Below are 13,310 nucleotides of genomic sequence, written 5' to 3'. Positions count from 1 at the left end.
AGGGATTCTTCGAGGGCATGGTCGAGCTGCTCAGCGACGACCTGAAGCGCAGAGGATTCGAGGGGGTCGCGTTGCCGGCGGGCAGCTACGAGCTGCACAAGGTCAACGGCGTTCGGCTGGACATCAACAAGAGTCTCGACGAACTGGGCGTACAAGACGGCGACACGCTGGTCTTGGTCCCCAGGGTCGACGGGGAATCCTTTGAGCCGCAATACGAGTCGCTGTCGACGGCATTGGCAGCGATGGGCAGGTGGCTTGGCCGCGACGGCGACCCGATGTTTGCACCGGTGACGGCGGCGACGGCGGCGCGGACGGCACTCGCGATCCTTGCCATGGCGGTCGGCGTGGTGTTGGGGCTGACGCTTCGGGCGCGCAGCTTCAGCGACAGCCTGATCCCGGCGGTCACCGCCGGCGCGGTCGGTGTCCTGCTCGCGATCGCGACGGTGGTGGTGTTCTTGGGATGGCCGCAGCGGCGCGACATGTTCAGCGGATTCGCTTGGGCCACTGTGCTTTTGGTGGCGCTGGCGGGCTCCTGCGCGCCGCCCGGAAGGCTGGGAGCCCCGCACGGGCTGATCGGGCTCGTGCTGATAGTGCTCGGTGCCATCGCGATCAGCATGGCGACGCGGAAACGTTGGCAGACCGCGGTGGCGACCGCGGTGGTGACAACGTGCGGAATCGCCGCGGCGGTGGCGGCCGCACGGATGTTTCGGCCGGTGTCGGCGCAAGTGTTGGCGGTCTGCGTCTTGGTCGGGCTGCTCGTGCTGGTCCGGATGACGCCGACGATCGCGCTGTGGGTCGCGCACGTGCGGCCCCCGCACTTCGGATCGATTACCGGGCGTGACTTGTTTGCACGCCGCGAGGGGATGCCGGTGGACACGGTGTCCCCGGTCGGTGCCGACGACACCGAGGACGAGGACGACGAACTCACCGACATCACCGCCCGCGGGGCCGCGATCGCCGCGTCGGCGCGGTTGGTCAACGCGGTGCAGCTGGGCGTCTGCGTCGGCGTCTCGATCGTCCTCCCGGTCGCGGTGTGGGGGGTACTGGCGCCGGGCCGTCGCTGGGCCTGGTTGGCTTTGCTGGTGGCCGGCCTCACCGTCGGCATCTTCATCACCCAAGGCCGCGGATTCGCCGCCAAATACCAGGCCATCGCGCTGGTGTGCGGTGCTTGTGCGGCGGTGTGCGGCGGCGTTGCCAAGTATGCGCTGGCCGGGCCCCGGGATTTGGAGGCCGGCCTATTGTGGCCGGTGGTGCTGGTGGTGGCCTTCGCCGCATCGGGTTTAGCCGCAGCGCTTTTGGTGCCTGCAACACGGTTCCGGCCGCTGGTCCGCTTGACTGTGGAATGGCTCGAGGTATTGGCGATGATCGTGTTGCTGCCGGCGGCTGCGGCTCTGGGGGGGCTGTTCACGTGGCTTCGCCACTGACAGCCGGCTGCACGCGGAGCGCCGCTGTCATCGGGATCCTGACCCTGATCGCTGTCACGGGTAACGCCCCCGCGGCGCAGGCGATTTCACCGCCGAAGGTAGATCCGGCGGCGGTGCCTCAAGACGGGCCGCCGAAACCGGATCAACCGATGCGGCGTGCCAATAGCTGTTCAGCGCCGATCACCGTGAAGACCCCGGACGTGTCGCAGATGGCCCCCGGGTTCAACCTGCTCAACGTCAGCCATGCCTGGCAATACAGCACCGGCAACGGGGTGCCCGTCGCGGTCATCGACACCGGGATGACCCCCAATCCGCGGTTGCCCGCCGTGCCGGGCGGTGACTACATCATGGGTGAGGACGGCCTGTCAGATTGCGACGCGCACGGCACGGTGGTGGGTGCGATCATCGGCGCTGCGCCCCAAGGGCTTTCGCCGATGCCACGGCCGATGCCACCCACGCCGGCGTTTCCTCCACCTGCCGGCCCGCCACCGACCGCCGCGGCGCCTCTCCCGCCCGTCGAGCTCCCGCCGCCCGTGGCTCCCCCGCCGCCGCCTCCGCCGGTGACGATCACGCAGGTCGTTCCGCCACCGCCGCCCCCGGCTCCCCCGCCCGAGCCGGGCGAGATGGCCCCCGCCAACGGGCCGCCCGACCCGCAAACGGAAGACGAGCCGGCGGTGCCGCCGCCCCCTCCGGGCGCGCCCGACGGGGTCGTCGGTGTGGCGCCGCACGCCACCATCATCTCGATCCGGCAGTCGTCGCGAGCCTTCGAGCCAGTCAACCCGACGCCCGGCGACCCCAACTCCGACGAAAAGGTCAAGGCGGGCACGCTGAATACCTTGGCGCGGGCGGTGGTTCACGCGGCGAACATCGGGGCGAAGGTGATCAACATATCCGTGACGTCCTGTCTGCCGGCGGTATCGAATACCGACCAGCGAGCGCTCGGAGCGGCGTTGTGGTACGCGGCAACCGTCAAGGACGCAGTGGTCGTCGCCGCGGCCGGCAACGACGGCGAAGGCGGCTGCGACAACAACCCGCTCTACGACCCGTTGGACCCCTCGGATCCGCGGGACTGGCATCAGGTCAAAGTCATCTCCTCGCCGTCCTGGTTCTCCGACTACGTCCTATCTGTGGGTGGCGTGGATGCCACCGGGGCGCCTATCGACAAGAGCATGTCAGGCCCGTGGGTCGGCGTGGCAGGGCCCGCGACGCACATCATGGGCCTGTCGCCGCAGGGCGGCGGCCCGGTCAACGCCTATCCCCCTTCACGACCGGGCGAGAAGAACATGCCGTTTTGGGGCACCAGCTTCTCGGCGGCCTACGTCAGCGGTGTCGCGGCGCTGGTGCGCGCGAAATACCCCGAGCTGAGCGCGCATCAGGTGATCAACCGCATCGTGGAATCGGCGCACAATCCGTCGGCCGGCGTCGACAACAAGGTGGGCTACGGACTGGTGGATCCGGTCGCCGCGCTGACGTTCAACATTCCTCCCGGCGACAGAACGCCCCCGGGGGCGCAGAGCAGGGTGATCGCCCCGGCGTCGCCGCCGCCCCCGCCGGACAATCGGGCACGCAACATCGCCATCGGCTTCCTCGGCGCGGTGGTCGCCGGTGTGCTGGTCGTGGCGCTCGGGATGCGACTGCGGAGGGCACGATGAGGTCGAGGCTGACCGGATTCAGTCCGGACAGCAACCGGCGTGCCGTGGGCATACTGGCGGTCTTCTTGCTTGCGTTGGCGAGTTGGGCGCTGGCGGGTTACATCGGCGCCGCCGTGGCCGTGGTGGTGTGCGTCGCGCTGGTTTTTGTGCCATGGCGGGGACAGCCCGCGTGGTCGTGGGCGGTCCTGGCGCTGCGGGGCCGGCGACCGATCAGCTGGGGTGACCCGATCACCGTGGCAAGCAACCGGTCCGGCGGCGGCGTCCGCGTCCAAGACGGTGCCGCTGTCGTGGCGGTGCAGCTGCTCGGACGAGGGCACCGGGCCACCACGGTGACCGGCTCGGTGACCGTCGAGACCGAAAACGTCGTCGACGTCGCGGATCTCGTGCCGATGCTGCAGCACCCGCTTGGCCTGGAACTCGAATCGATCAGCGTCGTGTCGTTCGGGTCGCGGTGCGGCAACGTCGGTGATTACCCACGGGTGTATGACGCCGAGATCGGCACCCCGCCCTATGCCGGCCGGCGCGAGACCTGGCTGATCCTTCGGCTGCCGGTGATCGACAATTCGGACGCGTTGCGCTGGCGCACAACCGTTGGCGCGACTGCTATTTCCGCCGCCCAGCGGATCGCCGGCCTGTTGCGCTGCCACGGCTTGCGGGCGAAGGTGGCCACCGCGACCGACCTGGTCGAACTCGATCGTCGGCTCGGCTGGGACGCGGTGTCCGGCACGAAACAGAAGTGGAAGGCCATCCGGGGGGAGGCCGGGTGGATGACGACGTATGCCTATCCTGCTCAAGCGATCACCTCCCACGTGCTCGGGCAGGCGTGGACGTTGCGGGTCGACGAGGTCATCCAAAACGTGACGGTATTCGCGGACGGCACCTGCACCGCCACGCTCACCGTGCGCACCCCGACGCAGGCGCCGAGCCCGCCCAGTGTCGTGTTGCGTCGTCTGGACGGTGAGCAAGCGGCCGCGGCGGCCGCCAACATGTGCGGCCCGCGCCCACACCTGCGCGGACTGCGGCGCAGCGAGTTGCCGGCGCAGCTGGTCGTCGAGATAGGACCGTCGGGCGTGTTGGTGGGCAAGCTGAGCAACGGTGACCGCCTGATGATCCCGGTCACCGACGCGGGTGAGCTGTCGCGGGTCTTCGTGGCGGCCGACGACGCGATCGCCAAACGGATCGTCATTCGCGCCGCGGGCGCCGGCGAGCGGGTATGTGTCCACACCCGCGACGGCAAGCGCTGGGCCAGCGTACGCATGCCCGCGGTGAGCGTCGTCGGCACGTCCCGGCCCGCCCCGCGCACCACCGTCAGCGTCGTCGAGCACGACGCCGCGATCTCGCCCGCGCCCCGCCCCGCCACCGTAATCACCATCGCACCGGCCGGCACCAAACTTCCCGACGGGCACGGGCATGCGTTCGAGGTGGCGATCGAGCAGGTCAGCGCCACCAGGGTGAAAGTCACTGCGGCAGGCAGACATTGGCTGGTGGATGTCGACTTGTTCCGCGCGGAGAACCGCTACGTGGACCAGGATTTGGTCGCGATGTCATTCGAGACAGCGTAGACCATGAGCGATTTGCTCACGGCGCGTAGGCATTTCGACCGCGCCATGGCGATCTGGGACCGGCAGGGGCCGGCGGCGGCGTTGCCCGAATTCATCGCCGCCACCGAAACGGATCCCACGATGGCGGATGCCTGGCTGGCTCGCATCGCGTGCGGCGGCAACGACCTGGCATCGCTGAAACGGCTCAACGATCACCGCGAATGGCTGCACCGCGAGACCACACGCATCGGCCGGACACTGGCGGCCGAGATGCAGCTGGGTCCCTACATCGGTATCACCGTGACCGACGCATCCCAGGTGGGGCTTGGACTGGCGTCCGCACTGACGCTTGCCGGCGAGTACGCCGAGGCCGACAAGCTGCTGGCAAACCGCGAGTTGTTGGACTCTTGGGGCAACTATCAGTGGCACCAATTGGCGCGGGCGTTCCTGATGTACGCCACGCAGCGCTGGCCGGACGTGTTGTTGACGGCCGCCGAGGAGCTGCCGCCGCAGGCGATCATCATGTCCGCGGTGACAGCCTCCATTTGCGCGCTGGCCGCTCACGCCGCCGCACATCTCGGGCAAGGCCGAGTGGCGCTGGACTGGCTGGACCGGGTGGACGTGATCGGGCAGCACACGTCGTCGGGCCGGTTCGGCGCCGAGGTTTTGACCGCCGCCATCGGCCCGGCCGACATTCCGCTGTTGGTCGCCGATTTGGCGTACCTGCGTGGCATGGTTCACCGGCAGCTCAACGACGAGGACCGGGCGCAGGTCTGGCTGTCCAAGGCGACCATCAACGGGGTGTTGACCGATGCCGCCAAAGCCGCACTGGCAGACCCGAATCTGCGCTTGGTCGTGACCGACGAGCAAAGCATTGCCAGCCGCACCGACAAGTGGGACGCGTCGACGGCGAAAAGCCGCGACCAGCTCGACGACGACGACGCGGCGGAACGGCGCGCCGAACTGCTGGCCGAGGGCCGCGAGCTGCTGGCCAGGCAGGTGGGCCTGGCCGCGGTCAAGCAGGCGGTCTCCGCGCTGGAAGACCAGCTCGAGGTGCGCATGATGCGCCTCGAGCACGGCCTGCCGGTGGAAGGCCAAACCAACCATATGCTCCTGGTAGGACCGCCCGGCACCGGCAAGACGACCACGGCCGAAGCGCTGGGCAAGATCTATGCCGGCATGGGGATCGTGCGGCACCCCGAGATCCGTGAGGTCCGGCGGTCGGATTTCTGCGGGCACTATATCGGCGAATCGGGCCCCAAGACCAATGAGCTGATCGAAAAGTCGCTTGGCCGAATCATTTTCATGGACGAGTTCTACTCGCTGATCGAACGCCATCAGGACGGCACCCCGGACATGATCGGCATGGAGGCCGTCAACCAACTGCTCGTCGCGCTGGAAACACACCGCTTCGACTTCTGCTTCATCGGGGCGGGCTACGAGGACCAGGTCGACGAATTCCTCACGGTCAACCCGGGTTTGGCCGGCCGGTTCAATCGGAAGCTGCGGTTCGAGTCGTACTCGCCGGCCGAGATCGTCGAAATCGGTCACCGTTACGCGACACCGCGCGCCAGCCTGCTCGACGACGCCGCCCGGCAGGCGTTTCTGGACGCGGCCACCACCATCCGCAACTACACCACGCCCGGTGGACGGCACGGCATCGATGCCATGCAGAACGGCCGATTCGCCCGCAACGTTATCGAGCGCGCGGAGGGTTTCCGTGACACCCGAGTGGTCGCGCAAAAACGGGCGGGCCAACCTGTGACGGTGGAGGATCTACAGATCATCACCGCCGACGACCTCAAGGCCGCGGTGCGCAGCGTGTGCGCGGACAACCGCGACATGGCCGCTATCGTCTGGTAACGGTGTGTTCAGTTACGGGCCACTGTCCGTTTCGTGAACATCGAGAGTCGTGCGCCGTCCGCCCGAAAAGCTAGCGCCCCCAAGGCCGGAAAAGCTTAAAATTCCGGCAGCGCAGCGCAGGTAGATGAACCTAGACGAATGGAGTGTGCGGCGGTGCACCGTATCTGCGTGATCACGGTGATGATCCTCACGCTGCTCGCCGCACCCCCCGCGTCCGCCGTAGCGCCTCCATCGATAGACCCGGGCGCCGTGCCGCCCGACGTGACGGGGCCCGACCAGCCCCTCGAACAGCGCCGCGTGTGCAAGGGACCGTTGACGTTGCCGGGCACCAATTTCCACGACCCACCCTGGGCCAACACGTATCTCGGCGTCGGCGAGGCCCACAAATTCGCGACCGGTGCCGGTATCACGGTGGCGGTTATCGACACCGGCGTGGACCCCTCGCCGCGCGTCCCGGCGGAGCCCGGCGGCGATTTCGTCGTCAAGGACGGCAACGGGCTTTCCGACTGCGATGCCCACGGGACGCTCACGGCATCCATCATCGCCGGCCGGCCGGCCCTCACCGACGGGTTCGTTGGCGTCGCGCCCGACGCGCGGCTGCTCTCGGTGCGCCAGACGTCGGAAGCCTTCGAGGCCAAGGACAACCCACCCGACCAGAACGATCCCAACGCGACGCCGGCCGCCGGCTCCATCCGCAGCCTGGCGCGCGCCGTCGTACACGCGGCCAATCTCGGCGCGGGCGTCATCAACATCAGCGAAGCGGCCTGCTTCAAGGTGCGAAAGCCGGTCGACGAGTCCACCCTCGGCGCGGCCCTCAACTACGCGGTCAACGTCAAAGGTGCCGTGATCGTCGCCGCGGCCGGGAACGTCGGGGGCGATTGCGCGCAGAACCCGCCCCCCGACCCGGCCATGGCCGCCGACCCGCGCGGCTGGCAGCAGGTGCAGACGATCGTCACGCCGGCGTGGTACGCGCCGCTGGTGCTGGCCGTCGGGGGTGTCGGCGAGAACGGGGCGCCGAGCCCGTTCTCGATGCACGGACCGTGGGTGGGTGCCGCGGCACCGGCGGAGAACATCGTCGCGCTCGGCCCCGAGGGGGAGCCGGTGGACGCGTTGCCCGGCAAGGACGGTCCGGTGCCCATCGCCGGCACCTCGTTCGCCGCGGCGTATGTCTCCGGTCTGGCGGCGCTGCTGCGACAGCGGTTCCCCGACCTGACGCCGGCGCAGATCCTCAACCGGATCACCGCCACCGCCCGCCACCCCGGCGGCGGCGTGGACGACGCGGTCGGCGCGGGGACGGTCAACGCGGTCGCGGCCCTGACATGGGACGTCCCCGCCGGCCCCGCGACGGCGCGAGTCCCTTACGCGGTCAGGCCATTACAACCGCCGCCGCCTGCGCCGAGGCCCGACCACAGGCCCATCAACGCCGTCACGCTCGGGGTCGTCGCGCTGGTGGCCGCGCTGGGATTGGGTGCACTGACCGGGCGAGCCCTGAGAAGACGATGAAGAACCCGCTTAGCTCATTCCGGTTGCGCTTCACCGCCGGGCACGCGCTATGGGCGGCAGCGCTGGCGCCGCTGTGCATCCTGTTGTTCCGCGGGACCCGATTTGAATGGGCGGGACCGACCGTGGTTGCGGTGGCCCTGGTCGTGGCCCTAGTGAGCTTCCGCGGGCGGCGGCTGACGGGTTGGATCGCGGCGGTATGCGCCTGGCTGGTGCGCCACCGCAGGCCCCCAGAACCGCCGTCCGAACCCGACGTCGGCGCCACGGTGCAGCCGGGGGATCACGTAGCCGTGCGCTGGCAGGGCAAGCTCCTCGTGGCACTGATCGAGCTCATCCCCCGGCCGTTCACGCCGACGGTCATCGTCGATGGGCGAGCCCACACCGACGACACGGTCGACACTCGGTTGCTCGAGCGGCTGCTATCGGTGCACTGCCCCGACTTGGAAGCCGACATCGTGTCGGCCGGCTACCGCGTTGCCAAGACCGCGCCGGCGGAGGTGCTGAGCCTGTATCAGCAGGTGATTGGGCGTGACCCCGCCCCCGCCTGTCGGCGGACCTGGATTGTGATGCGGGCTGACCCGCGACGCGCTCGGAAGTCGGCTCTGCGCCGCGACGGCGGCGTCACAGGATTGGCCCTTTACCTGGTCGCTTCGACCACGCGGGTCGCCGACGGACTTGCCGGCAACGGTGTCGACGCGGTGTGCTGCCGCAGCTTTGACGATTTCGACCACGCCACCGAAATCAGCTTCAAACGGGAGAGGTGGTCCGCGATCCGCGGCGCCGAAAACTTCACTACCGCTTACACTGCGCCCGGCGGCCCGGACGTGTGGTGGTCGGAGCCTGCCGACCACACCATCACCAGGGTCCGGGTCGTTCCCGGGATGGCGCCGCAGTCCACGGTGCTGCTGACCACAAAAGACAAGCCGAAAAGGCCACCCGGCTTCTCCCGGGTTTCCGGCGCTCAGCGAGCAGCCCTGGAAGGCCAGACCCTCGTCCCGGATCGTCACTGTCAGTTGCCGATCGGGTCAGCGGGTGTACTGGTCGGGGAAACCACGAGCCACTACCCCGTCTACCTGCCGTTCGACGACGTCGACGCGAGCATCAACCTGGGCGATGCCCGGACCTTCGTCCAGTTCGTCATCCGAGCCACGGCTGCAGGCGGCATTGTCACGCTTGCGCCGCCTTTCAGGGAGTTCGCCTCCTTGATCGGCGCGAACGTCGGTCCGGACACGCATGTCGCGTGGCCGAACACGACGACCTTCATAGGCCGGCACCCCGGCGTCGAACGGGTAACCCTGCGGCACAACGCTATCGGCACACCGCGGCATCGCCAGTTGCCGATCCGGCCGATCTCGCAGCCGGAGGAGAGCCGCTACCTGAACTCGCTACCGCGCAGGAGCCCGTCGCGACGTGTGCCAGATGAACAATCGTCTAACAGTCGCCGGGTAGCCGACATGCCGCTTTAGACTGAGGACCTGCCGCAGGCGGGGGCTGCGTCGGCAACCGCCCTGGCAGCGTGGCTGCCCCGACAGTTAAGGAGCATCTCGTGGAAACAGGGACGCATCCGCAGGTTGCCGAGGTTTTGGGTGAATTCAAGAACCTGACCGATGTGCTTGAGGGCGCGATGAAGCAGCAGGCCACCGGATCCTATGCGGCCCAAGACCAGACCGAGACCGTCGAAGTGGTGATCGATGGCGACCGGGTCATCACCCAGCTGCACATCGAGGACGGCCTGTTGCGCCTCGGTGCCGAAACAGTCGAGGAGCGCATCAACGAAGCGCTCATGATGGCCAACGCGAAGGCGACCGCCGCCCTCGACGCCATTACCGGCCAGACGATGGAATCGCTCGTCAAGATTATCGGTACGCTCCAGAAGACGATTGCCGAAGACTAGGCGACACGGCCGGCACGCCGAGCCACCGCTAAGCGATCTGCTGCGGGCGAGCACGCCCGCCGTCTGTTTCGTCCTCAAGATTGGGGACGCCGTCTTGACGCTGCCAACGCTTCGAGCCTTGGGCGAGATGTTCAGCGCCCCACTCACGCTCATCTGCTCCGAGGCTGCCTTCGACCTGTGCTTCTGGGAGGTAAGCCCTCGACTTGTCGACATCACGGGGTTACCCCTCACCGGGACCCCGCCCGTGCTGGGACGGCCGGGCCGGGCGCTCGACTTCGATGCCCTGGCGTCCGAGATAGGTGCGGTCGACGTGTTCATCGACACCCTGCCGTGGAGCGCGCTGGCAGAGGTTCTCATGCGTCCCCTGTTGCAACGCGTGGCTCCCACCGCGAGCATCGGATTTCCCCCCGACATCTACGACATCGTGGTCCCCACAGAGGATTGCCATTCGGCCGACCTGACGTTCAAGTTGGCCCGGCTGTTCGATCCGTCGCTGCGGATCGAAAGTTTCGCGCACCCCGTGCCGCTGCGGCCGCCCGTCCAGCAGCAAGCGCGATCGATTCGCGCCGGTGTGCCGGCGGGAGTGAGGGTGCTGGTCGTGCACGCCGACACCGAGAGTGCCGAGAAGCGTTGGCCCGTGACCAGATTCATCGCCCTGCTCGACGAGTTCCTTTCCCGCCACGACGATTTCGTGGTGTGGGTGGTCGGCATGGGGCATGAGGAACTCAACGTCGGAAGTCAGCGCGATCGCGTCTTTCCGCATCTGGGATTGCCCCTCGACCTCACGGTGGGGCTGGTGGCCCAGGCGGATCTTTTCGTGGGCATCGACTCATCCATGCTGCACGCCGCCGATCTCGCGCGGGTGCCCGGCGTCGGCCTTTTCGGCCCGACGCGGTCAGCCACGTGGGGATTCAGGTTTGGACCGCACCGGCACGTCGACAGGAACACGATGGCGGACATCACCGTGGAAGACGTGCTCGGTGCGATGGAGGACCTGGTGTCGATGGGGGTGGTCACCGCTTGAGCGAAATCAGGGTTCTGCAGGGCGGGCACTCGTCGATCCTCGACCCTCAACGGCTAAGCAACCTGCTGCAGGCACGCAACCCCGCGGTGTACTTCTCGACGCTCATCGGGGACTCCATCCTGACCCTGCCGACGGTGCGCGCCTTGGCCGAAATGTTCGCCGCCCCGCTCACGTTGATCTGTCCCAAGTTCGCTTTCGACCTCTGCTTCCGAGAGGTCAGTCCGCGGTATGTCGACATCACGGGAATTACCCCGACCGGACCGCCGATAGGGAAAACCCCGACGCGGACTCTCGACTGCGAAGCCCTCGCGTCCGAGATCGGTTCTGTCGATGTGTTCATCAACGCCGTGCCATGGGACGTGCCGTCGAACAGTTTCATCCGGTCCCTGTGGCAACGGCTCGCTCCCACAACGAGCATCGGCTTCCCGACCGACGACTACGACATCGTCATCCCGCGCGATCAGCCCCACGCGGCCGACCTGACCTTCAAATTGGCGCGCTTGTTCGATCCCTCGCTGCGGATCGAAAATTACGCCCAGCCGATGCCGTTCCCGCCGGCGGTGCAACAGAAGGCTCGTTCAATTCGTGCCACCGTGCCCGCCGGGATCAAGGTGCTCGCCGTGCACGCCGACACGGCCTGGACGGAAAAGCGCTGGCCGGCAACCAGGTTCATCGACGTGTTGGACCGTTTCCTGGCGCTTCATCGTGACTTTGTGGCATGGGTGGTCGGGATGGGGCATGAGGAGCTCAACGTCGGGCGCGAGCGCGACCGTGTATCCCCCCATCTCGGGCTGCCGCTAGACCTCGCGATGGCGTTGGTTGCCAACGCGGACCTTTTCCTCGGGGTGGACTCCTCCATGCTGCACGCCGCCGATCTGTCGGGGGTGCCCGGCGTGGGCCTGTTCGGTCCGACGGGGTCCGGGCAATGGGGGTTCAGATTCGCGCCGGGCCGGCATGTCGACAGGCCCACGATGGCGGACATCACCGTGGAAGAAGTCCTCGACGCAATGGAAGATCTTGCCGCAGAGCGTATTGATCGGGGCGATCCTGGCACGCGCCGGGATTCGGTCAGCGCAGCGCTGCTCGGCGCAGTGCGCGACTTCTACGACACCGCCCGGTTGTGGCACTCCGAAATACCCGCCGACGCGCCTGCCGGCGACAGCATCGCAGCAAGAGCCCTGCGTCTGCATGCGCTGAACTTCGCGTTGTGGCATCACGAAGACGCAGTGCGCCGCCCCGGCGCCGACGACCGTGAAGTGGCAACCAGAAAACGGCGAATAGACGACCTCAACGCCCGGCGGAACGCGACCATCGAGGACATCGACGTCGCCTTGGTTGACAGGGTCGAGCTGAACGCAAGCGCACCGCTGCACACCGAAACCCCCGGCACGATCGTCGATAGGCTTTCCGTTCTGACGCTGCGCGTTCTGCACACCTGTCGATCGGAGCAATCGGGTGCGCGTGTTGCGTTACTCCAACAGCAGTACGACGACCTGGTCGGCGGGCTCGAGGAGTTGCTCGCGCGATTGCATGCGGGCGAGATCAGGTTCAAGCTGTACAGGCAGTTCAAGTCCGCAGCACAACGAGGTTACTGCGATCTGTTCGAGAGCCGGGATACGTGAAGCCGGCACGGGAGCGATCCCCTGGGCCATCGTGATGAGTGGACCGAAGGTAACGGCTGAGCCACGCCAGTTGAACGGGCGGTGTCGACGGGCTGAATTCGGGCGGTCGCCGGGCTCGCGGAGTCTGAACCGGCCGAAGATCTCGCGAAAAACCCCGGGAGCCAAGATGATCAGGGCATTACGATTGCACACGTGGCGGTTGACGCCCCCCACTGCACCGCCCGCACGACCATTCACGACGAAAGGGGTGGTCGGTGAATCTTCGCTGTTGGCCGTGTCCCTTCCGGCGTTGCGGCACAACGTGATTGTGGCACAAGGTGATTGGTCGTTCATGTGGCCGAGCCCACCCGGAACGATGGCTTCTGCACGAGGAGACTGAGCCGATATGACGCAGACGCTGAACGTCGAATACCAAGAACTCATCGCGAGAGCCGCTGAGATCGAGGCCCCGTTGCCGCCTCTGCCGGTGGGGAACCCGCAAGCGCCGTGCAACCTCACATTCGTGCGTGACGCCGCCGTACAGATCGCGATCAACGCCGACCGGTTGCGGCTGTACATTCGGGCGTGCGAGCGGGAATGGAAAACGCTGGCGAAGTCCCTCCGGAATGCGGCCAAGGCTTATGAGGAAGTCGACGAGGGCGCGGCCGACGACATCGACGCCGTATCCATGGACGGCGGCACGTCCGGATCCGGGGCGAAGACGTTGTCCGCGGACGGGGACGGCGCGACGTCCGTTCTCTGCGACCCGGACGAGGATTACAGGTTCGCGCCGCCGCCACCACCGCCGCCA

General features: G+C 67.5%; 8 protein-coding genes and 2 pseudogenes. All 10 read left to right on the top strand.

The features are described 5' to 3' along the window. A partial coding sequence (eccD, locus tag JO059_RS06125; protein ID WP_293315212.1) for a type VII secretion integral membrane protein EccD occupies positions 1–1,424 on the top strand: 1,424 nt, incomplete at its 5' end. After that, entirely contained in the window at positions 1,409–3,076 is a 1,668-nt protein-coding gene (gene mycP / locus JO059_RS06120; protein WP_293315211.1) for a type VII secretion-associated serine protease mycosin, read from the top strand. The genes eccD and mycP (JO059_RS06120), both read left to right, overlap by 16 nt. Next, on the top strand, positions 3,073–4,638 hold the full coding sequence (gene eccE / locus JO059_RS06115) for a type VII secretion protein EccE (RefSeq protein WP_293315210.1): 1,566 nt from the start codon (positions 3,073–3,075) through the stop codon (positions 4,636–4,638). Before mycP (JO059_RS06120) ends, eccE (JO059_RS06115) begins: the two co-directional genes overlap by 4 nt. Positions 4,639–4,641: 3 nt before the next feature. Continuing rightward, complete coding sequence (gene eccA, locus JO059_RS06110; RefSeq protein ID WP_293315209.1) at positions 4,642–6,480, top strand: type VII secretion AAA-ATPase EccA; 1,839 nt, start codon at positions 4,642–4,644, stop codon at positions 6,478–6,480. A gap of 153 nt (positions 6,481–6,633) precedes the next feature. Then, positions 6,634–7,983 carry a type VII secretion-associated serine protease mycosin gene (gene mycP, locus JO059_RS06105; protein ID WP_293315213.1) on the top strand — a complete coding sequence of 450 codons (1,350 nt, stop codon included), beginning with the start codon at positions 6,634–6,636 and terminating at the stop codon, positions 7,981–7,983. Further along, positions 7,980–9,374, top strand: a pseudogene (gene eccE / locus JO059_RS06100) (type VII secretion protein EccE); the annotation flags it as partial. The gene mycP (JO059_RS06105) and the pseudogene eccE (JO059_RS06100), both read left to right, overlap by 4 nt. 152 nt (positions 9,375–9,526) lie before the next feature. Then, positions 9,527–9,874 carry a YbaB/EbfC family nucleoid-associated protein gene (locus tag JO059_RS06095; protein ID WP_293315208.1) on the top strand — a complete coding sequence of 116 codons (348 nt, stop codon included), beginning with the start codon at positions 9,527–9,529 and terminating at the stop codon, positions 9,872–9,874. Between the two features lie 127 nt (positions 9,875–10,001). Then, the gene (locus JO059_RS06090; RefSeq protein WP_293315207.1) at positions 10,002–10,898 is read left to right on the top strand and encodes a glycosyltransferase family 9 protein; all 897 of its coding nucleotides are present in this window, start codon (positions 10,002–10,004) and stop codon (positions 10,896–10,898) included. Between the two features lie 152 nt (positions 10,899–11,050). Next, positions 11,051–12,520: a DUF4254 domain-containing protein gene (locus JO059_RS06085; protein WP_293315206.1), complete on the top strand. Its 1,470-nt coding sequence runs from the start codon at positions 11,051–11,053 to the stop codon at positions 12,518–12,520. A gap of 385 nt (positions 12,521–12,905) precedes the next feature. After that, positions 12,906–13,310 (top strand): annotated as a pseudogene (locus JO059_RS06080) (hypothetical protein); the annotation flags it as partial.

The organism is Mycobacterium sp. (assembly GCF_019247615.1).
GTDB lineage: Bacteria > Actinomycetota > Actinomycetes > Mycobacteriales > Mycobacteriaceae > Mycobacterium.
This window is presented reverse-complemented; position numbering and strand designations above follow the sequence as displayed.

What these genes read in the sequence shown, in the direction of transcription:
- eccE (WP_293315210.1), top strand. Translation starts at nt 3,073, where the DNA reads ATGAGGTCGAGGCTGACCGGATTCAGTCCGGACAGCAACCGGCGTGCC.
- eccA (WP_293315209.1), top strand. Translation starts at nt 4,642, where the DNA reads ATGAGCGATTTGCTCACGGCGCGTAGGCATTTCGACCGCGCCATGGCG.
- JO059_RS06090 (WP_293315207.1), top strand. Translation starts at nt 10,002, where the DNA reads ATGTTCAGCGCCCCACTCACGCTCATCTGCTCCGAGGCTGCCTTCGAC.
- JO059_RS06085 (WP_293315206.1), top strand. Translation starts at nt 11,051, where the DNA reads ATGTTCGCCGCCCCGCTCACGTTGATCTGTCCCAAGTTCGCTTTCGAC.